Annotated in this window: 26 protein-coding genes; 15 read left to right on the forward strand and 11 right to left on the reverse strand. The window is 50.6% G+C overall.

Features of this window, described 5'->3' with window-relative positions:
- From Q8O77_RS10955 to Q8O77_RS10965, 3 genes are read left to right on the forward strand one after another with little or no spacing between them, the layout of a single operon-like run.
- A complete protein-coding gene (locus Q8O77_RS10955) occupies positions 1-231 on the forward strand; it encodes a DUF4266 domain-containing protein (protein WP_305552908.1) in 231 nt (76 codons plus the stop codon).
- Positions 222-1,511, forward strand: coding sequence for a DUF3570 domain-containing protein (locus Q8O77_RS10960; RefSeq protein WP_305552909.1), 1,290 nt, complete (start codon positions 222-224; stop codon positions 1,509-1,511). The genes Q8O77_RS10955 and Q8O77_RS10960 overlap by 10 nt, the downstream gene beginning before the upstream one ends.
- A gap of 23 nt (positions 1,512-1,534) precedes the next feature.
- Complete coding sequence (locus Q8O77_RS10965) at positions 1,535-2,431, forward strand: FAD:protein FMN transferase (RefSeq protein ID WP_305552910.1); 897 nt, start codon at positions 1,535-1,537, stop codon at positions 2,429-2,431.
- A gap of 4 nt (positions 2,432-2,435) precedes the next feature.
- Here Q8O77_RS10965 and Q8O77_RS10970 read toward each other — a convergent pair whose 3' ends face one another.
- The 8 genes from Q8O77_RS10970 to Q8O77_RS11005 all read right to left on the reverse strand — a co-directional run bounded on the left by Q8O77_RS10970 (position 2,436) and on the right by Q8O77_RS11005 (position 11,049).
- The gene (locus tag Q8O77_RS10970; RefSeq protein ID WP_305552911.1) at positions 2,436-3,233 is read right to left on the reverse strand and encodes a hypothetical protein; all 798 of its coding nucleotides are present in this window, start codon (positions 3,231-3,233) and stop codon (positions 2,436-2,438) included.
- Complete coding sequence (locus tag Q8O77_RS10975; RefSeq protein ID WP_305552912.1) at positions 3,226-6,345, reverse strand: efflux RND transporter permease subunit; 3,120 nt, start codon at positions 6,343-6,345, stop codon at positions 3,226-3,228. Before Q8O77_RS10975 ends, Q8O77_RS10970 begins: the two co-directional genes overlap by 8 nt.
- Complete coding sequence (locus tag Q8O77_RS10980; RefSeq protein WP_305552913.1) at positions 6,342-7,418, reverse strand: efflux RND transporter periplasmic adaptor subunit; 1,077 nt, start codon at positions 7,416-7,418, stop codon at positions 6,342-6,344. Before Q8O77_RS10980 ends, Q8O77_RS10975 begins: the two co-directional genes overlap by 4 nt.
- Before the next feature lie 296 nt (positions 7,419-7,714).
- Positions 7,715-8,932, reverse strand: coding sequence for a methyl-accepting chemotaxis protein (locus Q8O77_RS10985; RefSeq protein WP_305552914.1), 1,218 nt, complete (start codon positions 8,930-8,932; stop codon positions 7,715-7,717).
- Positions 8,933-9,040: 108 nt separating this feature from the next.
- Positions 9,041-9,448, reverse strand: coding sequence for a DUF6691 family protein (locus Q8O77_RS10990; protein ID WP_305552915.1), 408 nt, complete (start codon positions 9,446-9,448; stop codon positions 9,041-9,043).
- A 10-nt stretch (positions 9,449-9,458) separates the two neighbouring features.
- Positions 9,459-9,863: a YeeE/YedE family protein gene (locus tag Q8O77_RS10995; RefSeq protein ID WP_305552916.1), complete on the reverse strand. Its 405-nt coding sequence runs from the start codon at positions 9,861-9,863 to the stop codon at positions 9,459-9,461.
- A 12-nt stretch (positions 9,864-9,875) separates the two neighbouring features.
- Positions 9,876-10,277 (reverse strand): rhodanese-like domain-containing protein, encoded by a 402-nt coding sequence (locus tag Q8O77_RS11000; protein ID WP_305552917.1) that lies wholly within the window; start codon positions 10,275-10,277, stop codon positions 9,876-9,878.
- Between the two features lie 22 nt (positions 10,278-10,299).
- Positions 10,300-11,049 carry a sulfite exporter TauE/SafE family protein gene (locus Q8O77_RS11005; protein ID WP_305552918.1) on the reverse strand — a complete coding sequence of 250 codons (750 nt, stop codon included), beginning with the start codon at positions 11,047-11,049 and terminating at the stop codon, positions 10,300-10,302.
- 115 nt (positions 11,050-11,164) lie between these two features.
- On the opposite strand from Q8O77_RS11005, the gene Q8O77_RS11010 reads away from it, so the two are divergent.
- The 6 genes from Q8O77_RS11010 (at position 11,165) to Q8O77_RS11035 (ending at position 16,845) form a co-directional block, all read left to right on the forward strand.
- Entirely contained in the window at positions 11,165-12,037 is an 873-nt protein-coding gene (locus tag Q8O77_RS11010; RefSeq protein ID WP_305552919.1) for an MBL fold metallo-hydrolase, read from the forward strand.
- Between the two features lie 96 nt (positions 12,038-12,133).
- Entirely contained in the window at positions 12,134-13,033 is a 900-nt protein-coding gene (locus Q8O77_RS11015) for a dienelactone hydrolase family protein (RefSeq protein WP_305552920.1), read from the forward strand.
- A 60-nt stretch (positions 13,034-13,093) separates the two neighbouring features.
- Entirely contained in the window at positions 13,094-14,017 is a 924-nt protein-coding gene (locus Q8O77_RS11020) for a Gfo/Idh/MocA family protein (RefSeq protein ID WP_305552921.1), read from the forward strand.
- 246 nt (positions 14,018-14,263) lie between these two features.
- On the forward strand, positions 14,264-14,947 hold the full coding sequence (gene yjjG, locus Q8O77_RS11025; RefSeq protein ID WP_305552922.1) for a pyrimidine 5'-nucleotidase: 684 nt from the start codon (positions 14,264-14,266) through the stop codon (positions 14,945-14,947).
- A gap of 104 nt (positions 14,948-15,051) precedes the next feature.
- Positions 15,052-15,954, forward strand: a complete 903-nt coding sequence (locus Q8O77_RS11030) for an AraC family transcriptional regulator (RefSeq protein WP_305552923.1) — start codon at positions 15,052-15,054, stop codon at positions 15,952-15,954.
- A 144-nt stretch (positions 15,955-16,098) separates the two neighbouring features.
- Entirely contained in the window at positions 16,099-16,845 is a 747-nt protein-coding gene (locus Q8O77_RS11035; RefSeq protein ID WP_305552924.1) for an SDR family oxidoreductase, read from the forward strand.
- Between the two features lie 117 nt (positions 16,846-16,962).
- Here the strand turns inward: Q8O77_RS11035 and Q8O77_RS11040 are convergent, their stop codons facing one another.
- Positions 16,963-17,667, reverse strand: a complete 705-nt coding sequence (locus tag Q8O77_RS11040; RefSeq protein WP_305552925.1) for an alpha/beta fold hydrolase — start codon at positions 17,665-17,667, stop codon at positions 16,963-16,965.
- Positions 17,668-17,869: 202 nt separating this feature from the next.
- Here Q8O77_RS11040 and Q8O77_RS11045 point away from each other — a divergent pair, with 202 nt between their 5' ends.
- The 6 genes from Q8O77_RS11045 to aqpZ all read left to right on the forward strand — a co-directional run bounded on the left by Q8O77_RS11045 (position 17,870) and on the right by aqpZ (position 21,492).
- Positions 17,870-18,250, forward strand: coding sequence for a hypothetical protein (locus Q8O77_RS11045; RefSeq protein ID WP_305552926.1), 381 nt, complete (start codon positions 17,870-17,872; stop codon positions 18,248-18,250).
- A gap of 72 nt (positions 18,251-18,322) precedes the next feature.
- Entirely contained in the window at positions 18,323-18,790 is a 468-nt protein-coding gene (locus Q8O77_RS11050; protein ID WP_305552927.1) for a hypothetical protein, read from the forward strand.
- 92 nt (positions 18,791-18,882) lie between these two features.
- A complete protein-coding gene (locus Q8O77_RS11055) occupies positions 18,883-19,437 on the forward strand; it encodes a hypothetical protein (RefSeq protein ID WP_305552928.1) in 555 nt (184 codons plus the stop codon).
- Positions 19,438-19,560: 123 nt separating this feature from the next.
- Positions 19,561-20,046 carry a GNAT family N-acetyltransferase gene (locus tag Q8O77_RS11060; protein ID WP_305552929.1) on the forward strand — a complete coding sequence of 162 codons (486 nt, stop codon included), beginning with the start codon at positions 19,561-19,563 and terminating at the stop codon, positions 20,044-20,046.
- 76 nt (positions 20,047-20,122) lie between these two features.
- Positions 20,123-20,524 carry a hypothetical protein gene (locus Q8O77_RS11065; RefSeq protein ID WP_305552930.1) on the forward strand — a complete coding sequence of 134 codons (402 nt, stop codon included), beginning with the start codon at positions 20,123-20,125 and terminating at the stop codon, positions 20,522-20,524.
- 272 nt (positions 20,525-20,796) lie between these two features.
- Entirely contained in the window at positions 20,797-21,492 is a 696-nt protein-coding gene (gene aqpZ / locus Q8O77_RS11070) for an aquaporin Z (protein WP_305552931.1), read from the forward strand.
- A gap of 70 nt (positions 21,493-21,562) precedes the next feature.
- Here the strand turns inward: aqpZ and Q8O77_RS11075 are convergent, their stop codons facing one another.
- The gene (locus tag Q8O77_RS11075) at positions 21,563-23,401 is read right to left on the reverse strand and encodes a M2 family metallopeptidase (protein ID WP_305552932.1); all 1,839 of its coding nucleotides are present in this window, start codon (positions 23,399-23,401) and stop codon (positions 21,563-21,565) included.
- A 78-nt stretch (positions 23,402-23,479) separates the two neighbouring features.
- Complete coding sequence (locus Q8O77_RS11080) at positions 23,480-25,282, reverse strand: ABC transporter ATP-binding protein/permease (protein WP_371133477.1); 1,803 nt, start codon at positions 25,280-25,282, stop codon at positions 23,480-23,482.
- Positions 25,283-25,289: the final 7 nt, after the last annotated feature.

The following is a 25,289-nucleotide window of genomic DNA, read 5'->3' on the forward strand; positions in this document are numbered from 1 at the left end:
ATGCAATACAAAAAAATAATAGCTGGCATCACTCTGGCTCTGCTGTTGGGCCAGCTAAGTGCCTGTAGCAGTTTGGGAGTAAAACCCTGGGAGCGCGACATTATGGCCAAAGAGGAGATGGCACTTAACAGTGCGCCGCTGGATAACCGGCTGGATGACCATATCTATTTCAGTAAAGAGGGCAGTAGCGGTGGCCGCAGTTTTGCCGGTGGAGGTTGCGGATGCAATTAAAACAGCTGGCGAATATCAGTGCAGCACTGGCAGCGGCCAGCTGCGCCGTGCTCGGACAACAGGCACAAGCCGGCACCTTATTGGATGACTGGCAGTTTAACAGTGCCATCTTGCTGTATAACGAAACTGATCGCGTCAGCGCCGCTGAAGCGGTATTCACTGCGCGTGGCGATTTTGGCGATGATAAGTATCTTAACCTGGGATTAGTGGTCGATGCGCTGACCGGCGCTTCAGCCACCGGTGCGGTAGCGCAGCCTTATGTGCAGAGTTTTACCCGACCCTCCGGTCGTGGCAGCTATGAAGTTGCGCCCGGCGATACGCCGCTGGACGATACGTTTCATGATACACGGGTGCAGCTTGATGCCAGCTGGGAGCAACCATTGGCGCCGAACTGGCGCATTAGTGGCGGCGGCCATCTGTCTAAAGAGTACGATTATCTGTCGTTGGGGCTAAATGGCTCTATAGCGCGTGATTTTAACCAGAAAAATACCACGCTGTCGTTGGGCCTGGCATACAGCCATGACAGCATTGAACCCGAAGGCGGCATAGCGGCACCTTTTGCGCCTATGCTGCTGCGCAGTAGCTTTGCCGATGATGAAAGTTATCAGGCCGCGTTTGCTGCCACCCGCGACAGAGCGGACGATACCAAAGATACGCTGGATATGTTGCTGGGGCTGACGCAGGTAATCAACCGCGACTGGTTAATGCAGTTTAACTACTCGCTAAGTGTGGCTGATGGCTATATGACGGACCCGTTTAAACTGGTCAGCGTGGTAAACAGCAATGGTGAAGTACAACAGAACCTTTACGAAAGCAGGCCGGATAAGCGCACTAAACACAGTTTATACTGGCAGAATAAGTTGCACTTAAGCGGCAGTTACCTTGATGCATCGTACCGTTATATGTGGGATGACTGGGAGTTGAGCTCACATACCGCAGATGTAAAATGGCGTCTGCCGCTGGGCCAGAGCTGGTATGTTGAGCCGCAGCTGCGTTACTACCAGCAAAGTGCGGCTGAGTTTTATCTGCCGTTTTTGCAGCAAGATGAACCGGTGCCACAATATGCCAGCGCCGATTATCGCATTGGTAAAATGAGTGCCTATACCCTGGGCGCTAAGTTTGGCACCAAGCTGGCGGCCGGCAATGAGCTGTCGTTCCGTATCGCCATGTATCAGCAAACGCCGGAAAATGATGGTGTTACTGCGCCGGGTATATTGGCAGATGTCGAGCTGTATGAAAAAGTTACGGCAGTGATGGCACAGGTAAGTTATTCTTTCTGATAGTTATTCAGCCAGGAAAACCTATGACAGCCATCAGTGTGCAGCAGGGCAATAACTGTGTGGTTGGCCGGTTTCGCGCTATGGCCAGCCCGTGCGAAGTTCTGCTGGAGGGGCAGCACTTTGCACTGTGCCAACAACTCACCCAACTTGCTGCTGCAGAAGTTGAGCGTATAGAGCAAAAATACAGCCGTTATCGCAGTAACAGCGTATTAAGCCTGCTGAATCATAATACCGGGCAATGGCAAGCTGTTGATACTGAAACTGCAGCCCTGCTGCAGTTTGCCAATACCTGTTATACGCTTAGCGATGGTCTGTTTGATATCAGCAGCGGCATTTTACGCCGGGCTTGGCGGTTTGACGGTTCAGACCATATTGCCAGCCAGCAGCAACTTGACGCTCTGCTGCCTTTTATTGGTTGGCATAAAGTAACGCTTGAGGCGGATCAGCTGTTTTTACCCACTGGCATGGAGCTGGATTTGGGCGGCATCGCCAAAGAATATGCGGTTGATAAGGTGCTGCAGCTGCTAAGCCAGCAGTTCCCGGTGGCTGATTTACCCGGCTTTGTCGTCAACTTTGGCGGCGATATGGCCTGTAACCGGCCGCGTGATGACGGCAGCTTATGGCACATAGGTATTGAAAACCCCACACTTGCCGATCAGGCCATATCAGCCGTAGGCTTAAGCCAGGGCGCGCTGGCCACCAGCGGTGATAGCCGCCGCTTCCTGCTAAAAAATGGTGTACGTTATAGCCATATCTTAAACCCGAAAACCGGCTGGCCGGTAACCGACGCACCACGCTCGGTTACCGTGGCAGCACCCAACTGTTTACTGGCTGGCATGCTGGCCACTACCGCATTATTGCAAGGCGCTGATGCCGGGGCGTTTTTGCAGGCACAGGGCTTAACTTACTGGCTGACTTAATAACTTACAACTGATACAACTGCAGAAATTGCGCTGCCGGCAGCTGATTAAATTGCTGTAACAGCTGGCTGAATACTGTGCTGTCGCTAACGCTATCTAATGACCGGATAACTTGCTGCAGGTTAGTGTCTTGCAGGCGGCAACATTGCTGGTAGCGCTGGATCTGCTGATTAAGCGGCGCTTTACCCTGCTGTTGCAGTAAGCGCTCTGCGACCACAAAAAACTGGGCACCGCCCCAATAACCGGCAGCAAAACGCCGTTGGCTTAGCAATAAAGCGGCGGTATCGGCCATGCTGTGCTGCTGCAGATAATGTTTACGCTGCACGGCAAACTTTGTGCTGATGTGGCTGGCGGCACTGTCGATTAACCCGGCCTGCTGCATGATTTGATATTGCATATAGCTGGCAAAGCCTTCAGCAAACCAGGCATGACGCCGGCCAAGATACGGCAGTGCAAGGTGTGCCATTTCATGGTAAGCCGTCCAATCGGCTATAAACTGTGCTTTATTAAATTGTGGCGCAACATAAAAATGTATCTGCTGGCTATGCTCACGCCAGGTGTTGGCCCAGGGCACCGGCTCATTACCGGGGCGGCGGTATAGATATAACTGCATTTCAAACGGATAAGGACCAAGCTGGTTTAAGGTAGCCTGGCTGCTAAACGCCAGCCACTGACTCAGTTTTGCTTGCTCCGCAGCGCTGAAATCATGCTGCCAGTGCAGCTGATAAGCAGGCGTTGCCGCCATGCTGATATTGCCGGCGCTGCCAAGCAGCACCAGCATAGCAGCGATAAGCTTAGGCACGTTTTTTCAACAGCAGGGCAATATCATCACTGCTGCTTATTGCTGCGGTATCGTCCTGCACTTTACGCGGCCGCAGCTTTTCACCCAGCACCAGCATGCACGGCGTTAAAAACAGCGTTAACACCGTAGCGAAGGTTAAACCGCCGGCAATGGCGCTGGACAGCTGAGTCCACCACTGAGTTGACGGCGCACCAAAGCCAAGGCTGGGTTCAAGCAGGTTAACGTTCACTGCCAGCACCATTGGCATTAAACCCAGTACTGTAGTAATCGAGGTTAACAATACCGGCCGTAAGCGCAGGCAACCGGTTTCCAACGCTGCCGCAAAGGCTGATAAGCCGCTGTCACGCAGCTGATTATAGGTATCAATTAACACGATATTGTTATTTACCACTATGCCGGCCAGGCCAATAATACCCATACCTACCATGACGATGCCAAAGCTTTGACCATTCACCAACAGACCGAGTAATACCCCGGCGGTAGAGAAAATAATGGCGGATAAAATTAACAAGCTTTGATACCAGCTGTTAAATTGCACCAGTAAAATCATCAGCATCAGGAAGATAGCAGTAGCAAAGGCACCCATCAGAAAGGTCATCGCCTCTTGCTGATCAGCGCTTTCGCCGGCGGTTTTTATGTTAACGTTGTCCGGCAGTTTAATATCGCTTGCCAGCAGCGCCTGTAAGCGTTCACTTACCTGCGCGCCCGGCGCTAAATCGCTTTTTATCGTTACCGCACGGTTGCCATCAATACGCTTAATAACGCTGGTTTTTGGTGCCGGCACTAAGGTAACAAAGTTGCTCAGCGGCACCTGGCCGCGTTCGGTTTGAATGGTCAGGCGGCCCAGTTGATCTAACGAGCGCCAGCTTTGCGGAAACCGCACGCGGATATCCACTTCATCGCTGGCATATTCCGGCCGGAATTTTGCCAGCAGCAAGCCGTTACTGATCATCTGTACCGCATTACCCACGGTAAGCACATCGGCACCAAAGCGGGCGGCTGCGGCGCGGTCAACTTCAATGCGCCATTCGATGCCGGGTAAACTTCTGTCATCTTCAATATCAACAAAGCCGCCCATTTTTTGCATTTGGCTGATAATTTGCGTTACCGCCTGTTCAGTAGCAGCGGCTTCGTTGGCGCTGATTTGCAGCTCTATCGGCTTACCACCCGAAGGGCCTTCTTCCTGCTGGCGAAACTCCAGGATGATGCCGGGAATATCTGCAGTAAGCTTACGCATCTCATCAAGGATCTCTGCGGCGCGGCGACGCTCGTACCAGTCAATAAACTGAAACTGTAAGGTGCCGACCACATCGGCTGCCAGTTCCCCACCTGCGCTGGCTAACGAGCGGGCATACAGCGCTTTTACTTCGGATAACCCCAGCAAGCGCTGCTCGACTTTTTGCAGTAAAGCATCTTTTTCATAGATCGACATATCGCCGCGGGCCCGCACCCAAACCTGGGCCGACTCGGGCTCTACCGACGGGAAAAACTCCAGGCCGTGGTTGTATTTGCCATAAGCAAAGAAAATCACCACCATGGCGCCAAGCATACCGGCAAAAGTTAGCCCGGGCCGGCGCAGCAAACGGGCCAGTAAGCCACGATAAGCCTTACCGGCACGGCTTTGTGCTACTTCGTGTACCGGTGGCTGCGCTTTGCTAAGCCCGCCCATTACCGGCAAGAAAATCAGTGCCATAAATAGTGATGCCAGCAAGCACAAAATAACGGTGGCCGGCAGGTATTTCATAAATTGACCAACTACGCCAGGCCAAAACAGCAAGGGCATAAATACCACCACTGTAGTGGCGGTAGAGGCGATGATCGGCCAGGCCATGCGACCGGCCGCGTTAGCCCAGGCCTGCTTCGGTTTTTGCCCTTCGGCCAGGTTACGATCGGCCAGCTCACTGACTACTATGGCGCCGTCTACCAGCATACCGGCCACCAGAATAAGGGCAAACAGCACGATTATGTTCATGGTATAACCCAGCGCGTAGACCATTAAAATACCGGCAAAGAAGGCGCCGGGTATAGTAATGCCCACCAGTAGCGCTGAGCGCACGCCCATAGTGGCAACAATCAGGATCAGCACCAGCACTACAGCGGTCAGCACGTTGTTGAGCAAATCGGACAACATGCTTTTTACTTCTTTGGACTGGTCCATAATGTAGTTAATCTGCATGCCGTCAGGAAACTGTGCACTGGCTTTGTCTATTAACGCTTTGGTTTGCTCAATGGTGGAGATAATGTTGGCGCCACTGCGTTTTTTTACTTCCAGTACCACAGCCGGTTGGCCGTTAATGCGGGCAAAACCGAGCGGATCTTTAAAGCTGCGGCTGATGGTTGCCACATCACCAAAGGTAATCACCGTATCGCCATCTACCTTGATAGGCATTGATAACACATCATCTAAATTCTCAATCACGCCGGGCACTTTCATGGCCATGCGGCCGGCGCCGGTATCTAAACTGCCGGCTGCCACCAGGCGGTTATTGTTTGATACCAGATTAAACAGCTGCTGGTAATCCAGGCCATAGCCTTCCAGTACTTGCGGATCTACCACTATCTCCAGTAAGTCTTCACGGTCGCCGCCGATGTCCACTTCCAGTACTTCAGGAATGGCTTCTATATTCTCCTGCAACTGCCGTGCGATATACACCAGCTGGTTTTCTGATATTGGCCCGGATAAACCGACTGACAACACCGGAAACAGCGCAACGTTAATCTCATTTACCGTTGGCTCGTCCGCTTCGCTGGGTAACTTGGAGCGGGCGGCATCGACTTTTACCCGCACATCAGCCAGCGCCTTGTCGGCATCAAAGCCGGCATCAAATTCCAACATTACCGAGGCATGGCCTTCGCTGGAGGTAGAAGTCATCTTTTTAATGCCTTCTAATGAGCGCAGCTCATGCTCCATCGGCCGCACCAGCAAACGCTCACCATCCTCGGGGCTGATGCCATCCAGTGACATCGACACGTACATCATCGGAATGGCAACATCGGGATTGGCTTCTTTCGGAATGGATTGATAAGCGGTAATGCCGGCGATAAATAAAAACAGCAGCAGCATTAAGCTGGCGCGGCTGCGCTGTATCGCCGCCTGAATAATGCTGTTCATAGTTCAGCTCCTGCCACCCGCACTGTGTCGCCCGGCTGCACAAAGCCGGCGCCCTGGGTAATAATTTGGCTACGCTCAGGTAAACCACTGACCCTGGCGCCGTCGTTATCGGCCGTTAAAATTTGTACCGGATAAAACACTACTTGCTGCTGTTCATCCACCACAGATACGCCCAAATTACCGTTGCTGTCCAGGCTAAGCAATGCCGGTGACACCAGGTGCGCCAACACCGGCGTCAGTTGCACTTCCACAGTGGCGCTGGCACCGGCGATGCGCCAAAGCTGCGGGTTAGCTACGGTAACTTCAATATAAAAGCTGCGGGTGGCGGTATCGGCGGCATAACTGATAAAACTCAGCGTGCCGCTCAGCTCGCGGCCATCGAGCAAACGCAGCGTAACGTTTTGGCCTTCGCTTAACGCGGCAATATGTTGCTGCGGCACTTGTGCGGTCACTTTTAATTGATCAATTTGTACCAGCTGCATCAGCTCTGTGCCGGCTTGAATAAAATCACCCACCTCAATATGGCGCCGGTCTACCACGCCGGCAAAAGGTGCCGCCGGTTCTGTTTGGTTAACGGCCAATGCAGCACTTTGCAGCTCGGCTTCGGCCTGGGCCAGTTCGCTTTCCAATCGCGTAAGTTCGGTGGCGGATAAAAATTGCGCTTTGCCCAACGCGCGGGCACTGTCCAGTTCGCTTTTACGCAGTTTAAGGTTGGCTTGTGCCTGCGCCAGCCTGGCGGTGCGACCTTCATCGGATAAACGCAGCAGCTTGTCACCAGGTTGCACGGTATCGCCCTGTTGCTTTAACAGTGCTTTAACCGTGCCGGCTTGCTGCGATTTAATGCTGACACTGCGCCAGGGTAATACCTGGCCCTGGGCAATTTGCGTCAGCTGGTAAGGTGTGGCCTCAGACCAGCGGGTTTCTACCTGTGCCAACTGTGCTTCGGGTACTTGCTGCTCTGCCGGCGCCTCGTCTTTAGCGCTGTAGTTATCGCCGCTGAACAGCCAAAACACCAGCATCAGGCTTAATATCACAGCAATAATTACAGGCGAGACAGCAATTTTTTTCAACATAAAATATCCTTGGCGGCAAAAAGCGGCAGAGCGGGGTTAAGCGTAGCGTGAAATATACCTACAGGCATGAATGTCAGCAAGCTTGCAACTGTAAGCAAATATAGCCGGCTTAACATTACACAATGTGAATCAGAGTTATGGGCTTACACAGTCTTTGTTGCGACACGAACCGATTTGCCCACGCCAACACGCCGTAAACCCATCCCTGGGGGCTCGATTCGGCCATCCTGGCCTGCAACGGTTAGCTTAGGGCAATTCGATTCTCGTTCTGTGAAACAATATCTGTGCTGCGAAGATTATGATTGGCTGCGGGCAAAGCGGCCCAGTTGTTGTTGAGTGCGGGCGGTGCCGCTGAGTAAGTCTTTCGCGGCTTGATCAATAGACGCCATCTGGCTGTAAGCGTCACTGGTTACCTGTTCAATAGCGCTTAAATGTTGATGAGTATGTTGATAACGCTGCTCCAGTTCCAGCACCGTTTTATTTATGTTCTGAATACCGTTTTTCGCCTGCTGCAGCTCCTGTTGCAACTGGCTGAACTCGCCGCTGGTATTGTCAATTTGTTGCTGCGCCTGCTGCGCTTGTTGGTTCAGGCTTTGTGATTCAGTGCGGGTTTCGCTTACCAGCTGCTCCATTTCATTTAAAAAGCCGGAAATTTGTTTGGTGGCATCATTTACCTTGGCGGCCAGGGTGCGCACTTCATCGGCCACTACGGCAAAACCGCGGCCGGCATCACCGGCGCGGGCCGCTTCAATGGCGGCATTTAATGCCAGCAGGTTGGTTTGATCGGAAAAGGTTTCTACCATCACCAAAATTTGCCGCACATTTTCTGAGTTTTTATGCAGGCCATTAATGGTATGGCCAAAGCTGTCGAGCAATTTAACGATACCGGATAACTGGCCGCTTAACTGCTGCATCTGGCCGCTGGCCACTTTGGCTTTATCTACCGCCACGCCGGATACCTGGCTAACTTCGTCGCCGTGCTGCACTATGTCGGCTAAATACTGCAGTACCTGGTCGCTTTCGCCGCGAATTTGTCCGCTGCGCTGTTCAGTGTCTTGCAAATGGCTGCGGGTGCTTTTTACCGCTGAAGATACCTGCTCATTTACCTGATGGGTTTCGCGTGCCTGCTGGTGAATATCGCCCAGCAGCACACCCAACTGGCTGACAAACTGATTGTACTCCTCAGACAGGGTACGAAATTCATCAAAGGTAAAAGCCGGCAGGCGATGGTTTAAATCGGTGCCTTTGCGGTTGGTGTCGTGCAGCGCCGATACCAGCGCTTTTACCGGCCGCACTATTAAATAATGCATATAGCCGATGGTAAAGATAAAGGCGCCCATCCCCAGCAGCAACAGGGCCCACCAACTGCTGCTTGCTCCGTCTGCCGGATAGGCTAAGTACAGCGCCAGTAAAAAGAAAATAGCCAGAAAGCTGATATTACCGATAATTTTCCGGCTTAAACTGCCAAAAAAGGTGCGTTCAACAAACAGATAAACAGAGGTAAATCCAGTCATAAGCTCGCAAGTCCTGCCAGATTACAGTAAGTAAAATCAGCATAACATAGCATTCTGGCGGCGGCGACCTTAGCTGGCTGCAGCAAATTGATCTGGCGCAAGTGCCGGCTAAATGGGCAGCTTACGGCTGATAAACCAACCAGCGACCATAGCGGCAATAAAGGCCAGGGTACCGCTGCTGCCGGAGCTGATGGCGGCCAGCGCCGGGCCCGGGCAATAACCCACTAAGCCCCAGCCGGCACCGAATAACAGTGAGCCGATGACCAACGGCTTATCTAAATCTTTTTTGCCGGGCAAACTAAAATGCTCAGCAAACAGCGGTTTATCTTTTTTTACAAACAGCCAATACCCCGTGCTGTAAACCGCCAAAGCTGCCGCCATCACCAGCACTAAACTGGGATCCCAGTTGGCATTCAGCGTTAAAAAGCCCAGTACTTTGTTCGGGTCAATCATTTGTGAGTATGCAATACCGGCTGACATCAGTAACCCGGCAATAAAAGCAATAATAATCGGCATTACAGCCTCCTTAATGCAGCAAAGTGGCAACCAGCATGCCGCTAAACATAAACAGCACAGTGGCGGTGATCGAGCGCGGCGATAAGCGGCTGATACCGCAAATGCCGTGGCCGGAGGTGCAGCCGCTGCCCCAGCCGGTGCCGATGCCAACCAGTAAGCCGGCAACAATAACCTGCCAGTTCAGCTGCGGGGTGCTGTAGCTGAAATCACTGATAACGGCGCCAACCAGCAAGGGCCCGGCGATAATGCCGGCTACAAATGCTAAGCGCCAACTGCGGCCTTCCCGGGAGAACAGCGCGGCGCCGGCTATGCCGGATATACCGGCGATGCGGCCGGAAAACACAAATAATATCAGTGCGCCCAAGCCTATCAGGCTGCCGCCGATTAAGGCGGTAAACGGGGTGAAATTTTCCACAAACGTCTCCTGCTATTGTTTAACGGCTAAACCAGCGTCTAACCAGGCTTGCATACCACCGGCGACGGAATACACCTGGCTGAATCCCATGCGTTGCAATGATTCTGCTGCCAGGGCAGAGCGCGCGCCCGAGCGGCAAATTAAATACAGCGGGCTTTGTGCTAACTGCGCCAGTGCCATCTCCGGCGCGCAGCCGCTGGCCGCTACTTTCGGATGATTATGAATATTCATTTCCAGTACGCCGCGTGGGTAATTTACCGCGCCGGTTATATGCTGCTGGGCAAATTCGGCCGGCTCGCGCACATCTACCAACAGGGTTTCAGCGTCGGCAGTTAGCGCTGCGTTAAGCTCATTGATACTGACTTCTTTAATTACCGCTTTGGCCTGTGCCACTAACTGTTGTGCTGTTTTCATCTGACGCTCCTGCCCGCTGAAATTAAATAACAGATTGATAAATTACCACTACCGCCATAATCACTAAAAACACCGCAAAGGCGCGCTGTAGCTGCTGCTTGGGTAAGCGCTTGCCAACGGCAGCACCAACATAGCTACCGGCAATACCGGCTACTATCATCAGGCCTATAGTGCTCCAGTCAAATACGGCGCCTTCTGCGGCCATCACCCAATAGTATTTACCAAAACCTACAAAGGACTTCATCGCAATGATCACCAGGCTGGTCGCCACGCCGACCGGCATGGTTAAACCGCCCAGTAACACCAGCGCCGGTACTATTAAAAAGCCGCCACCCACGCCAACAAAACCGGTTATGGCACCCACAGCTAAGCCATCAATAACAATTTTTACCGGTTTAAACGCTTTACCGTTACCCAGCTCGCCAACCTTGCTGCGCCACATCATTACTGCCGCCACCAGCATCAGCAGGGCGAAGACTAACAGCTGCCAACGCGCATCGACTAAGGTACCTAACCAGGCTCCGCCATAGGTGCCCAACATGCCGGGCACACCAAACCACATCACATGACGCCAGCTGATTAAACGTTGTAAACCGTTACGCACCGAGCCGAATAAGCTGATGCCGGCTACAATTAGCAGCGATGATGCTATGGCCAGTTGCGGCGGCATATGCAGCAGATACAACAATACCGGCACGGTAAGTATAGAGCCACCGGAGCCAAATAACCCCAGGCTTAGGCCAATGACTAAGGCTCCCAGCAAAGCTAACATAATGACTTTACCTTATATAACATAATGGAATATGCTTATAACATGAATTGCATTCTAGAGTGGTTTTCGCTAAGCTGCAATCTAAATTTAGCATATTCTAATTTACGAGGTGTGTATGGCCGCTAACAAGCTGCATATCGAAATGTTTTTTGACCCTGACAGCTCAACCTTCAGCTATGTGGTGGCTGACAACAGCAGCGGTAGTGCTGCTGTTATCGACCCGGTGTTAAATTACGATGCGGCTGCTGGCAGTGTCAGCACAGCAGATGCAGATAAGATGCTGGCGTACATAGCGGCTAATAATCTTCGCGTGGAGTGGATTTTAGAAACTCATGCCCATGCTGATCATTTATCGGCGGCGCACTATCTGCATGCTAAAACCGGTGCGCCGGTGGCAATAGGCGAGGGCATTAAAAAGGTACAGCAAACTTTTAAGCTGGTATTTAACCTCGGTGATGATGAACTGCAGGCGAAGGGCGATTACTTCGACAAACTGTTTGCCGATAATGAAAGCTTCCGTATTGGCAACCTGACTGCGCAGGTGATTAATACACCGGGCCACACTAACGACAGTGTCAGTTACTTGATCGAAGGCAATTTATTTGTCGGTGATTCACTGTTTATGCCGGACGCCGGTACCGCGCGCTGCGATTTCCCGGGCGGTGATGCGCATATTCTGTATCGCTCCATTCAGCGTATTTATCAGCTACCGGACGCTACGCAAATTTATATGTGCCACGACTATCAGCCTAACGGTCGGCAGCTGAAATACCAAACCAGCGTAGCTGAGCAAAAAGCACAGAATATTCATGTTAACGCCGGCACGGCGGAGCAGGAGTTTGTACAAAAACGTGAAGCGCGCGATAAAACCCTCGCCGTACCGCGGTTAATTTACCCGTCAGTGCAGGTGAATATCCGCGCCGGCCAGTTACCTAAAGCCGAAAGCAATGGCGTGAGTTATATCAAGATCCCGTTAAAACAGCACTGAATTCAGCTTCAGACGATCGGCTGACACTGACAGCCGATCGTTTTTGCACTATAAACCGTACACCTGCACAACAATTAAGCAACGGGAAGCGTACGGATGAAAAACAGAGCACAACAGCCCTCAACTCAGATACCAGAGCAAGCCTTTCAACTGTACGACAAATATGCCCACGGCATGCTCAGCCGGCGGGATTTTTTTACTGCTATGGCAGGTTTGGCGGTAAATGCGGCGCTGGCTACCACCTTTATTAACAGCATGCTGCCCAACTATGCGTTGGCGCAGCAGGTGTCCTTTAACGATGCCGATATTGTTGCCAGCTATCAAAAATTCGCCGCGCCGCAGGGCCACGGCGAGGGCCGTGGCTATTTGGTGAAACCGAAAAATGCTGCCGCAGCCTTACCGGCGGTGCTGGTGATCCATGAAAACCGTGGCTTAAATCCGTATATCGAAGATGTGGCGCGTCGTCTTGCCAAGGCCGGTTTTATTGCTTTTGCACCCGATGCACTCTGGCCGTTGGGCGGCTACCCCGGCAATGATGATGAGGGCCGCGATATGCAGCGCAGCCTGGAGCCCGGCAAAATAGTGGCTGATTTTAAAGCGGCGGCAGTGTGGCTAAAGCAACTGGAAGGCAGCAGTGGTAAGCTGGGCGTCGTCGGTTTTTGTTTTGGTGGCGCCATGACCGGGCGTCTGGCGGCAGAGCTGCCAACTGTTGTGAATGCCGGGGTGCCGTTTTACGGCTCACCGCCACCGGCCGACGGTATTGCCAATATTACAGCGCCGCTACTGGTGCAACTGGGCGAGCTGGACCAGCGGGTAAATGCCATGTGGCCCGCAGCAGAAGCACTGTTTAAGCAGCACAAGCTGGACTACAAAATTGAAGTGTATCCCGCATCGCATCATGGCTTTCATAACGACTCTACCGCGCGCTACAACAAAGACATGGCAGAACTGGCCTGGCAGCGCACGCTGGATTTTTTCCGTCAGCATCTGGTTTAACCCTTGTTTGCGCTAACTGCATTACGTACCCTGTAGCAGAACAACTATTAAGGGTACGGCATGAGAATAGCGTTACTCGGGCTTGGTGATATTGCGCAAAAAGCCTACTTACCGGTTGTTACGGCCATGCCGGGCGTAACAACTGTGCTTTGCACCCGCCAACCAGCTTTGCTGCAACAGCTGATGCAGCAATACCGTATCAAAGAGGGCTACACTGAACTTTCGCAGTTAATTGCTGCCCGGCCCGATGCGGTGATGATCCACAGCAGCACCGACAGCCATTTCAGTATTGCAACACAACTGCTTAATGCCGGTATTGCGGTATTTATTGATAAACCACTCAGTTATCAGCTGGCAGAGTGTGAGCAGTTACTTACCTTAGCAGAGCAGCGAAACCTGCTGTTATTTGCCGGCTTTAACCGCCGTTATGTGCCGTTGTATCAGCCGCCGCTGGCTGTATTACCTGTGCAGTTGCATTACCAGAAACACCGTTACAATTTGCCCGCGGATGTACGCACCTTTGTGTATGACGATTTTATTCACCTGCTTGATTTTGCTCATTACGCTACTGTGGTGCACAACAAGGGAAACTTCACGCCTGCGGTGTACGGCCAGTTTGATGATAGCCACTCTGGCATCAAACCGCTTGCTGCAGTGCAGGTAAACTGGCAATTGGGTAAAACTACCGTATCAGTGTCGATGAACCGCCTGGCCGGCGCTAATATCGAACGGCTGGAATATTACAGCCACAACAGGCATTGGCAAATTGATAACCTTGTGCAGGGACATCTTGCTGAGGCAGGCCAGGTGCAGCAGTTGCCGCAGCACGACTGGCATAGCACCTTATACCGGCGCGGTTTTGTTAGCATGCTGGACGCTTTTATCAAGCAACTGGATACCGGCGGCACTAACAGTACTGAAAATAAGCGGGCGCTTAGCAGCCATCAGTTATGCGAATATGTTGTGCAGCAATTGCAGTGGTAAAAAAGGCCGGCCAGAAGGTTGGGGTTCTGACCGGCCGAATACCATCAAGGGTAACACGCAGACTGTATGCTATATAACAGCCGGCTTGTCAGTTTTGATGCAGCGCAATAATAGCGGCGTTAAGCTAACCAACCCAGCAACAAAATGTAAGGTTTTATAACTGCAGTAACAACTTACACCGCGCGGGTGTGTGCTGCGGCCTTAAGCTGGTAAACTGGCGCTTTGTAATAAGTTGTGGAGAGTGCGGTGCGTTACCAGTGGATTTTGTTTGATGCCGACGAAACTTTGTTTCATTTTGATGCCTTTGCCGGGCTGCAGTTAATGTTCTCCCGCCATGACTATGCGTTCGATAGCACGGAATACGATTATTACCAGTCCATCAATCTGCCGCTGTGGCAGCAGTACCAGCAGGGCGAAATCAGCGCCAAACAGCTGCAGGTAAACCGTTTTACGCCCTGGGCGGCCAAATTGAATACCAGTGCTGCGGCGCTGAACAGCGCCTTTATGCTGGCAATGGCCGATATCTGTACACCACTGCCCGGTGCCACTGAGCTGATAACTGCGTTAAAAGGCCGTGCTAAGTTGGGTATTATTACCAATGGTTTTACTGAGTTGCAGCAAATCCGCCTGGAGCGCACCGGTTTTGCCGAAGTATTTTCGCCGCTGGTGATTTCAGAGCAGGTAGGCGTAGCCAAACCGCATATTGATATTTTTAACCATGCTTTTGCGCTGATGGACCATCCACCGAAGCAGCAGATTTTAATGGTCGGCGACAACCCGCATGCCGATATTCAGGGCGGCATTAACGCCGGTATCGACACCTGCTGGCTAAACCGCCATGGCGCTGCACGGCCACAAGGTATAACACCACATAAAGAAGTGAACTCTTTGGCGCAGTTACAGCAATGGTTATTCAGCGGGCAGTTTTAGTGATACCAACACATGCTGCGCCTATAGTGTTGAGTAATGACAGAACTGCATAGCGTTGCAGGATCCGATATTATGGTGCTCTAGATGTCATCAGAATAAGCACCATGCACACTGAACTCAGTTCTCCGTTATCATTGGATCAGCAGGTTCCCGGCACTTTGTTATTCTCAAATGCCAACCATGCAGATAAAGGCTTGTTAGTCCAAATATTTCATCGCCACCACCAGCAAAACTCCTTTCTGATCCCTGCGGTACCAGAACCTTTGCTGGTATGGGTCGTTTCTGGCGAGGCCAACGTAGGAGAGAGAGAACCGGATGGAGAGTGGCACTACAGCCAAGCCAAAAAGGGAGACTTTTTTTTAACCAGCAGTAGTACTCCATCCGAATTATGTTGGCAAAGCACAACAACAGAAGCCTTTATTGTGATGCACTTGTATTTAAGCTTACCTTTGTTGCAAAGCACTTTCTGTGAGCTTTATGGCCGCAGCACTAAAGATATAAGCTTAAAGGAGCTCTCAGCGCAGGAAGACCCGATACTGAGTTTTTATCTGAGGCAAATTCAGACGGAACTGATGCAAAACAAAAGCAGCCAACTTATGATGCAAGGATTGGGGCAAAGTCTGACAGTTTATTTACTGCGCAATTATATTGGTGATAAAAACAAAACAGTATTCAAAGGAGGTCTTCCGGCTTTTAAATTGCAAAAAGTACTGAGGCTATTGGAGCAACAGCTCACAGAACCTTTTCAGCTGTCGGCTTTGGCTAAGGTTGCAGAACTGACCGAAGCCCATTTTTGCCGGGCGTTCAAAAAATCTACAGGTGTATCGCCCTCCCGGTATCAGATCCGTTTGCGTATTGAGTTAGCACAGCAACTCTTAAGACAAAGTAACGATACTGTTATTGATATAGCCCTGCAGGTTGGTTATCAAAATCCTGGCCATTTCAGTCAGCTGTTTAAACGCGAAGTTGGTGTTACGCCAGTACAATACAGAAATGGCTGCTTATAATTACTGAAAAGCTCACAGCGCAGCAAAATCACAACAGTCTGCTCAAAAGCGCAGCGGCGGCCCCTCTGCTTTACTGTCACGATCAGCAAACACTAAAACATTTGGATTTTAGTGAATCGAAAATTGCTGAAACAGAGGTGATCTATGAATATTCAACACAAAGTCGCATTAATTACCGGGGCTTCCAGCGGTATTGGTAAAGCCACCGCGCTAAAACTGGCTGAAGCCGGTGCCAAAGTAGGTTTGGCTGCCCGGCGTAGTCAGCAACTGGAGGTGCTGGCTGCACAAATCCGAAAATCAGGTGGAGAAGCTATAGCGCTAACTATGGATGTTACGGATCCTGACTCGGTGCAAGCCGGAGTGGAGTTACTGGCGAAAACTTATGGTTCAATCGACATCGCTTTTAACAACGCAGGTTTAATGCCGATCTCAGATATTGAACAGTTAAAAACGCAGGAATGGCAGCAGATGCTGGATGTGAATGTGCAAGGAGTGCTCAATACCACTGCTGCTGTTTTACCTTATATGCAACGCCAGGGCAGCGGACATATAGTGAATACCTCTTCTATTGCCGGGCGTAAGGTGTTTCCGGGCCTGAGTGTGTATTGTGCGTCTAAACATGCTGTGACAGCCTTCTCTGAAGGGCTGAGGCTTGAAATCGCACCAAAACACAATATAAGAGTAACTTGCATTCAGCCCGGGGCTGTCGAGTCTGAGTTATTTGAACATATTTCAGATGAAAACTATCGTCAGCAAATGGAAGGTTTAAAACAACAGATGACCTTTCTGAAAGCTGAAGATATTGCTAACACTGTGCTTTTTGCCCTCGAGGCCCCCGCACATGTCAATGTGGCCGAAATCTTTGTGCTGCCTACTAATCAGCCCTGGTAAGTCAACACGGCTGCAGCTTGGACGCTGCAGCCAATATAAGCCATATTGCCGGTTTGTTGTTTAAATTCAGCTTATTATATGAGACTTACAGGACCTGATCCTGAAGGCCAATGCTAATTATTTAATCAGCTGATATTGCTGCGCCGCGGTGTCGGTTTGCAGGCCGAAATGCCCCAGCACATAGTTATAGCTGGCATTTTCACCCCAGATACTGCTGCTGTGAATACCATATACCAGGCAGCTGCCGCTGGCACACACCACCTGATCGCTGTAACTTTTGATTGAATACACTTTTTGGCCGAAGCGGGTGCCGTATAAGCTGTCCAGAAACGGGCTGGATACCGACAAACCGGCACTGCCGCAGGTTGAGTTCCATACATTGTACGGGTAGACACCACAACTTAATAAGCCGCGAAACGCGCCGGCAATACCGACAAAACTGTTTACCTGTGACGCTATAGCCAGCTTGTCTATTTGCTGAGCCGCCAGGGTAGCGCCCATCGAATGACCTATAACATCTATCTTGCCGGTGCAGGAATTGGCTAAGGCCTGTTGCAGTGCATTGCGTACCGGGGTTTCTTCACTGCCGTTGTGGTCATTGCAGGCAGCACAGCTTTTCGAACCCCAGTCCGGCCGGTAAATATCGCTGCTGCTGTAGCCTTTGGTCAGTAAGTAGTTATAAGTGTTATTCCAGCTTGCCGGTGTAGCGGTATTGCCGTGTACCAGTACCACCGCATCAACACAAGCCGCCTGCAGCATCAGGCTGCAACTGGCAAAAACGGTAACAAGGGCGGTAAGTAAATAATTTTTATAGTTATACATGGTGTTAGCTCCTGTTGGGGTACCACACAAGCTAAGCAGTTGGTGAAAAATGCACCATAGCACTTTAGTGCTGGCAAACATTAATAAGCTGGTTGCTGAATATATGTACATCCTATAAATTAGGTACTTAAGGCGAAGGGTGCAGAAATATAACGCACAGCTCCCGAAATATAAGGCAAGCTCGTTTTTCCAGAATGTGATAATGGCAGTTGAGAATTTGTGGTTATTTTTCAATAAACTATCAATTCCTGTTTCCTCTATCGGAATTGAGAAAACGAGCATGCTCAATAATAAAATGTTAAATGCCATAAGTATGAACAAGCAAGGGTGTCCAATCTGCGGTTTTGCGGATATAACGGTTTTAGATGATTTCAACTGCACCACATTTGAAATCTGCGAGTGCTGTGGCTCTGAGTCAGGTGCAGAATTTGACCTGCGCTCTACACCTGAGCATCTTGCTAAGATCCGCCTCAAGTGGGTCAAACAAGATAACTGTAAATGGTGGGGCAATAAAAAGTTGATTCCGCCAAACTGGAACCCGAAAGAGCAAATGGAGCTGGCCAATATTGAAATTCCTCAGTAGCGTCCAGCATTTAATAAGCAAAGGCAGCCGACGCGTACCGCGCAGCTGCTTTGAGCGTTATGCATGAGAGCTATGAAGAAACTTGAACATCTTATAGAGGAAACTCGACTCTGGAACAACGGAAAGGGCGTTGACGTCGACGCATGGATTGGTCACGAGGGGAATTTCAACCTGGCGTTAGGCTACTCCACTATATTCTGGCCTAGATTTATGGAATTTGACGGCTATATATTTAGGGAAGGAACAAAAGCAGAAAACGTGAGAGGCTTTGAAGCACAGACACATAGCACCAGAAAATCTGTCGAGTGTGTTATCAACCATGTTCACATTTTCGATTTCCACAACCACGAAAATGACAAAGCGAATGCAGAAAAGATCGCCTATTTGGGCAACGTTCTGAAGGAAATCTACGAAGCTAAATTGGCTTGGCAGTTTCCATCGAAGCCGTGCACTGTCTCACTATTCATGCCAGACGATCCGGAAGACCTGGAAGGATATCAACTGACGTTTTGGCAAACCAGGCATGAGACCGATGCATAATAAAGCCAGGCACCTCGACGGCTTTTTTGTTGCTGCTGCGCCTCCACTACAAAGTCGCGCGTGCTGGCGGCGTTAACTGGCCAAGGAGAGATATGGAGCATTTCGTAGAAATAGTAAAAGCTTTAGCTTGGCCTGTTTCAGTCGTCTGGCTCGGTTATTTATTCAGAAATGAAGTCCGAAGTCTGTTAAACAGGCTGACAGCGCTAAGACACGGTGACACTGAAATTAGCTTTGAAAAAGAGCTAGCCAAAGCTGAACAAAAGGCTTCAGTTATGAATCAGCCTGAAGCACCTATTTTTGATGAAAACCCTGAAGTTATCAGTCAAAAAGAAATGCTGTATAGACTTGCCGAAATTTCACCACGGGCTGCGATTGTAGAAGCTTGGACATTAATAGAAACAGCAGCTGTTAAAAGTAACCTGACCACAGGCACAACAATTAAAAGAACGAATCCGAGACTGATTTTAGAGCATTTATCAAGCACGGGAAATTTTAGTTCCGATAGCATTGAACTTATTAACGAGCTTCGGCAGTTAAGAAACAGAGCCAGTCATTTACCAGACTTTGCAATTTCACAGAATGAAGCGGAGCGGTACTTGGATTTGGCTATTAAAAGTGCAAATACAATTGCAAGTTCAGCTAGTTAACAAGCGCCATCAAAAACGCGCCCGTTGGGCGCTCGACTCGCAACAAGTTACTCGCGTGTGTGGCGGGCGTTATGTGAAGAAAGCGTCGTGCCGCAACGAACGACTAGGAAGCATTCTAGGAATATGAAAGTCGAATATGATTTAATTTCGAAAAGTCAGATTACAGATAAAGTCCGAGAATGCTTTGCTGCCGCACTGAAGCAGCAGGGGAAAGTTCAAGGTGATCTTTGGGCCAAAGCTGACAGGTGTAAGTTTTTATGCATCGCCAAAATTGATGGGAAGGTAGCTGGAGTTGGCGCTATCAAGGTCATGACTAAATCCGATTTCTCAAATGAGAAAGCTGGGCTTCCAAAGCAAAGCAGTGATTTTGAATGGGAGCTTGGGTATCTGTACACGGCCCCAAACCATGCTGGTAAAGGCATAGCAAAAAATATTGCTCGCATGCTGCTGGATGAGTTCGGGCAAGAGAATCTAATGGCCTCTACTGAAATTTCAGCTAATCCGGCGATGGTGAAAATACTTGAGCAACTAGGATTTCGTTTGTATGGCAACCCTTGGAAAAGTAATATCCATAACAACTATCTTGGCCTGTTCTTAAGGTACATTTAGGTGGCAATTATAAGCGGCAAAACACATAACAAGTTGCCGCACAATCGGCGTTATGCATGAGGGTTAGTACGGATTGATGATAAACAAAGAGGAAATGATAAAACTACTCTGCAAGAGCTATCCTGGCTTTAGAGATAGGATGGTTTCTCGAGCAAGCGATTGGATGTCTGAGGACGGTAGCATTCTTTATATCATCTTAATCGGTTCCTTATCAGCATTAGTTTTGGAAAGATTCACTGAAGGAAACTATGACAATAGTGATGAGCTTTTCGTCTCAGTAGAAGTTCTTCTTGAAAATGGTGACGCGCAAGTTAGGGATATCATCGCAACAGGTTTTTTAGAAAATATGCAAAATCAAACTGAGTTGCCTGGCAAGTATTGGGCTCCACTGCTGGGTCGCCATGCTACAGAGTTTTGTCGAGGGATGGACGAATTTCATGGTGTAAAAACAGAAGGTTTGCGTTGCTATAATGCATAACACATATGAGCCATCCCGAAGTGAATAGATAAAACCGCTGTTATGGCCCTGCTAGCGGCCTATCTGTTGTCCAGCAGCTAGAAAAACTGCTTCGCCTGTCATTAATGTTTTGCGGCCGATAAGTTGATACCGCTCTGTTGTTCCTACCTTGCTGTTTCTTATTTTGCAGACTATTTTCAATGCGTTATATATGCCGGCAATCAGGTTGTCGCTGTATTCTGGTGTGCTGTGCGCTGCTTTGGTTGATGTTTAGTTAAATAAGGTAGAACACTATGAGAGCTTATGTGGCGGAGTTTATCGGCACCTTTTGGCTGGTGCTGGGTGGCTGTGGCAGTGCAGTATTGGCGGCGGCGTTTCCGGAGCTGGGGATTGGTTTTGCCGGCGTGTCGTTAGCTTTTGGTTTAACGGTATTAACCATGGCCTATGCTATCGGCCATATTTCCGGTTGTCATTTAAACCCGGCGGTATCTATTGGCTTATGGGCCGGTGGCCGCTTTGCGGCGAAGCAGTTGTTACCTTATATAGTGTCCCAGGTGTTGGGCGCTGTTACCGCAGGTGCGGTGTTGTACTGCATTGCTACCGGCAAAGCCGGTTTTGATGTGTCAGCCGGTTTTGCCTCTAACGGTTATGGTGCACACTCGCCCGGTGGCTACAGCTTACAGGCGGCTTTGCTGACCGAAGTGGTGCTGACCATGCTGTTTTTACTGGTTATTATGGGCGCGACCGATAAAAAGGCGCCACCAGGCTTTGCGCCGATTGCCATCGGCTTGTGTTTAACGCTGATCCACCTGATCAGCATACCGGTCACCAATACCTCGGTTAACCCGGCGCGTAGCACCGGTGTGGCGGTATTTGTCGGTGACTGGGCGGTGATGCAGTTATGGCTGTTCTGGTTGGCGCCGATCGTGGGTGCCGTTATCGGTGCAGTGATTTATCGTTATATCAGTGCTGATACTAAGACGGCATAACGGTCTTTATTGTCAGTATGTAAAAAGCCTGCACGAAGCAGGCTTTTTGTTTTTTCGTTAGCTTAAGCTGTTACCAGCCGCACTGCATACCTTTGTTTTGTTCGTCTAAATAAGCTTGCAGCGGGGCAAAATAGGCCAATATGGCACTGGCATCCATCTCCGGTTTGCCGGTTACCACTTCTAATGCCTGCTGCCAGCTTTGGCTGGAGCCCATCTCCAGCATCTGGTTTAGCTTAGTGCCGGCCTCTTTGCTGTTGTATATCGAGCAGCGATGCACAGCACCTTCGTTACCGGCGATATCACACAATGCTTTGTGGAACTGGAACTGCAAAATATGCGCGAGGAAATAACGGGTGTAAGGCACATTGCCCGGTACATGGTATTTGGCGCCCGGATCAAAATCGGCTTCTGAGCGTGCGATTGGCGCGGCTACGCCCTGATATTTTTCGCGCAATTGCCACCAGCTCTGGTTATATTGCTCCGGTGTGATCTGGCCGTTAAATACCTGCCAGCGCCACTGATCGACTAACAAGCCAAAGGGTACAAAAGCAATTTTGTCCATCGCCATTTTCAGCAGCAGGCCTATGTCTTTGCTCTCGTCCGGTACTGTGTCCAGTAAACCAATTTGCTGTAAGTAATCCGGCGTTACCGACAGGGCAATGGTATCGCCAATGGCTTCGTGGAAGCCGTCGTTAGCGCTTTCCTGATAATATACCGGCTGGTCTTTATAAGCGCGCTGATAATAGTTATGCCCCAGTTCGTGGTGAATAACCGAGAACTCTTCACCGGTGCGCTGAATACACATTTTAATCCGCAGATCGTCTTTGGCGTCTAAATCCCAGGCGGAAGCATGGCATTCTACGTCGCGATCGCGTGGTTTGGTAAACAGTGAACGCTGGTAGAAGGTTTCCGGCAGCGGCTCAAAACCGAGCGAGCTGAAAAACGCTTCAGCGCCGCGCACCATTTTAATTTCGTCGTAATTATGCTGCTCCAGCAGTTTGGTTACGTCATAGCCCGGATCGGCATCTTTCGGTGCCACTAAATCATAAATATTGCCCCAGCTTTGCGCCCACATATTACCGAGTAAATGCGCCGGTATCGGTTTATCCAGCGGCACTTTATCGGCACCATAGTGCTCAGACAATTTGCTACGCACATGACAGTGCAAGGATTCGTACAACGGCTTTACCTGGCCCCAGACGCGGTCAAGCTCTTTGGCAAAGTCATCTGCCGGCATATCGTACTTAGAGCGCCACATGGCGCCGGTATCGGCATAACCCAGCTCTTTGGCACCTTCATTGGTCAGCTCAATTAAGCGCGTGTACAGCGGCCGCATCGGCTTGCTGATTTCACGCCAGCCCTGCCACATTTCCAACTGCTCGTTGTAATCGCGGCTGCTGGCCATAATGGCCGACATGTCGCCGAGCGATAAACAGTTGCCATCGGCTTTGCAATACTTGCCTTTACCGTACATGCCGCCCAGTTCAGCGACAATTTTCGCCATTTCTGCGGTTTTCGCCGCATCTTGCGGCGCCGGTAAGGTTAGCGCCAGTTTCAGTTTATCCAGTTTGCGCCGGCTGTCATCTGACAAGGTTACCTGGTCAAACTTCGCTGCGGCGGTGGCCAGTTGCACCATTTCCAGCGTCAGTTTTTCATTTACATCAGCGGCCAGTGAGGCGGTATCTTCGGTTATAAAGTTCGAGTAGATCCACTCGGCACGGTTGGATTCTTTATACAGTTGCACCAGTTTAGTTTCTGTTTCGCTAAGAAACGCCACGGCATCGGCTTCGGTCAGTTGTTTTTGCTCAGCCTGTGCCGGCGTAACTTTTTGTTGCTGTGGTCCGCAGCCGCCCAGCAGCAGGGCAGAGCTTACCAGCAGGGCAGTAACAGAGAATTTAAATGGGGTCATAAGAGTACCTTATTGTTATCATTTTAAGCGTCATCAGTATAGGCAGGGCCGGGTGCGCAATGCCAGTGCCGGCCGGTATTAGTTATGCTGTTTTTGCTGCAACTGCCACATGCGGGCATATTCACCAGCTGAGGCTAACAGCTCATCATGCGTGCCTTGCTCAGCCAACCGGCCGTGCTTTAATACGATGATATTATCGGCGTCGGTAATAGTCGACAGCCGGTGGGCAATGACCACGCTGGTGTGATTACGCGCCACTTCGCGCATCGCCTGCAAAATGGCTTGTTCGGAGGCGGAGTCCAGTGCTGAGGTGGCTTCATCAAACAGCAAAATCGGCGACTGTTTTAAAATGGCGCGGGCGATGGCAATACGCTGTTTTTCACCGCCGGAGACTTTTAAGCCACGCTCGCCGACCACAGTGGCATCGCCCTGCGGCAGGCTGTCGATAAAGCTGCGCAGGTGGGCCAGCTCAATGGCCTGGTCAATCTGCGCCTCGCTGGCATCGGGGCGGCCATAGCGGATATTATCGCGAATGCTGTTGTTAAACAGCACCGTATCTTGCGGCACTATAGCAATGGAGCGGCGCAGGCTGTCCAGTGTGACGTTACTGATGTCCTGACCATCAATACAGATCTTGCCGTTGCTGACAGCATAAAAGCGGTACAGTAGCCTGGCGATGGTGCTTTTGCCGGCACCGCTGGCGCCGACGATGGCGACCTTGCTGCCGGCCGGTACACTAAAGCTGAGCTGTTGCAAAATCGGCCGCTCGCGCTGATAACCAAAGCCGACCTGATGAAAGGTAATATTGCCTTGCGTCAGCAGCAGCGGCTGAGCAGCCGGACTATCGGTTATTTCCGGCTCTCGCTTTAGCAAACCGAGCATATTTTCCAGATCGGTCAGTGCGCGGCGGATTTCACGGTAGACAAAACCTAAAAAATTCAGCGGCAAAAACAGCTGGATCATATAGGCATTTACCATCACCAAATCACCCAGGGTCAGCTGTTTGTTGACCACTTCATCGGCGGCCAGCCACATTAGCGCTGTAATAGCCGCGGCAATAATCAGCGCCTGGCCGGAGTTTAGCGCCAGCAGGCTTAAGCGGTTTTTTAACCGTGCTTGCTCCCATTTGGCCAAAAAGCTGTCATAGGTTTGTGCTTCATACTGCTCGTTATTAAAGTATTTTACTGTTTCGTAGTTCAGCAGGCTGTCGATAGCGCGGCTGTTGGTAGTGTTATCAGCCTGGTTGGCTTCGCGGGTGTATTTATTGCGCCACTCGGTAATCACTACGGTAAAAAAGATATAGATGCCAACGGCTAACACGGTCACCAGCGAATATAGCGGGGAGAACAGCGTGGCGAAAATCACCGCGACGGCCAGAATTTCAAACAGCGTAGGCGCAATATTAAACATTAAAAAGCGCATTAAGAAACTTAAGCCGTTAGTACCGCGCTCAATATCGCGGCTGATGCCGCCGGTTTGTCTGTCCAGGTGAAACGCCAGCTCTAAACTGTGCAGGTGCTGAAATACTTTAAGGCCAAGCTGGCGCATGGCATGCTCGGTGACCCGGCCAAACAGCGCATCGCGCACTTCGCCAAAAAACACCCCGGCGAAGCGCAGGCCGCCATACAGCAATAACAACGCCACCGGCAGCAGCAAGACGCTGTGCTGGCCGCTGTCGAGTGCGTCGACAATGTATTTCAACGCCAGCGGCATTAGCAGCACGGCAGCCTTAGCGGCAATTAAGGCCAGTAGCGCCAGTAATACGCGGTATTTAAACTGCCACAAATACGGCCATAGCATGGCCAGGGTTTGTTTCAGGTTAGTGGCTTGCGGCCGTTTTACCGGCTCTGGTTGTTTTGCTGCAGAGCGCATACCGCGCATGACGGTT

This window comes from Rheinheimera sp., assembly GCF_030690345.1.
Classification (GTDB): Bacteria; Pseudomonadota; Gammaproteobacteria; order Enterobacterales; family Alteromonadaceae; genus Alishewanella.

Coding starts and splice junctions, on each gene's coding strand:
- Q8O77_RS10955 (WP_305552908.1), top strand. CDS start 1: ATGCAATACAAAAAAATAATAGCTGGCATCACTCTGGCTCTGCTGTTG.
- Q8O77_RS10960 (WP_305552909.1), top strand. CDS start 222: ATGCAATTAAAACAGCTGGCGAATATCAGTGCAGCACTGGCAGCGGCC.
- Q8O77_RS10965 (WP_305552910.1), top strand. CDS start 1,535: ATGACAGCCATCAGTGTGCAGCAGGGCAATAACTGTGTGGTTGGCCGG.
- Q8O77_RS10975 (WP_305552912.1), bottom strand. CDS start 6,345: ATGAACAGCATTATTCAGGCGGCGATACAGCGCAGCCGCGCCAGCTTA.
- Q8O77_RS10980 (WP_305552913.1), bottom strand. CDS start 7,418: ATGTTGAAAAAAATTGCTGTCTCGCCTGTAATTATTGCTGTGATATTA.
- Q8O77_RS10985 (WP_305552914.1), bottom strand. CDS start 8,932: ATGACTGGATTTACCTCTGTTTATCTGTTTGTTGAACGCACCTTTTTT.
- Q8O77_RS10990 (WP_305552915.1), bottom strand. CDS start 9,448: ATGCCGATTATTATTGCTTTTATTGCCGGGTTACTGATGTCAGCCGGT.
- Q8O77_RS11000 (WP_305552917.1), bottom strand. CDS start 10,277: ATGAAAACAGCACAACAGTTAGTGGCACAGGCCAAAGCGGTAATTAAA.
- Q8O77_RS11005 (WP_305552918.1), bottom strand. CDS start 11,049: ATGTTAGCTTTGCTGGGAGCCTTAGTCATTGGCCTAAGCCTGGGGTTA.
- Q8O77_RS11010 (WP_305552919.1), top strand. CDS start 11,165: ATGGCCGCTAACAAGCTGCATATCGAAATGTTTTTTGACCCTGACAGC.
- Q8O77_RS11015 (WP_305552920.1), top strand. CDS start 12,134: ATGAAAAACAGAGCACAACAGCCCTCAACTCAGATACCAGAGCAAGCC.
- Q8O77_RS11020 (WP_305552921.1), top strand. CDS start 13,094: ATGAGAATAGCGTTACTCGGGCTTGGTGATATTGCGCAAAAAGCCTAC.
- Q8O77_RS11030 (WP_305552923.1), top strand. CDS start 15,052: ATGCACACTGAACTCAGTTCTCCGTTATCATTGGATCAGCAGGTTCCC.
- Q8O77_RS11035 (WP_305552924.1), top strand. CDS start 16,099: ATGAATATTCAACACAAAGTCGCATTAATTACCGGGGCTTCCAGCGGT.
- Q8O77_RS11040 (WP_305552925.1), bottom strand. CDS start 17,667: ATGTATAACTATAAAAATTATTTACTTACCGCCCTTGTTACCGTTTTT.
- Q8O77_RS11045 (WP_305552926.1), top strand. CDS start 17,870: ATGGCAGTTGAGAATTTGTGGTTATTTTTCAATAAACTATCAATTCCT.
- Q8O77_RS11050 (WP_305552927.1), top strand. CDS start 18,323: ATGAAGAAACTTGAACATCTTATAGAGGAAACTCGACTCTGGAACAAC.
- Q8O77_RS11055 (WP_305552928.1), top strand. CDS start 18,883: ATGGAGCATTTCGTAGAAATAGTAAAAGCTTTAGCTTGGCCTGTTTCA.
- Q8O77_RS11060 (WP_305552929.1), top strand. CDS start 19,561: ATGAAAGTCGAATATGATTTAATTTCGAAAAGTCAGATTACAGATAAA.
- Q8O77_RS11065 (WP_305552930.1), top strand. CDS start 20,123: ATGATAAACAAAGAGGAAATGATAAAACTACTCTGCAAGAGCTATCCT.
- aqpZ (WP_305552931.1), top strand. CDS start 20,797: ATGAGAGCTTATGTGGCGGAGTTTATCGGCACCTTTTGGCTGGTGCTG.
- Q8O77_RS11075 (WP_305552932.1), bottom strand. CDS start 23,401: ATGACCCCATTTAAATTCTCTGTTACTGCCCTGCTGGTAAGCTCTGCC.
- Q8O77_RS11080 (WP_371133477.1), bottom strand. CDS start 25,282: ATGCGCGGTATGCGCTCTGCAGCAAAACAACCAGAGCCGGTAAAACGG.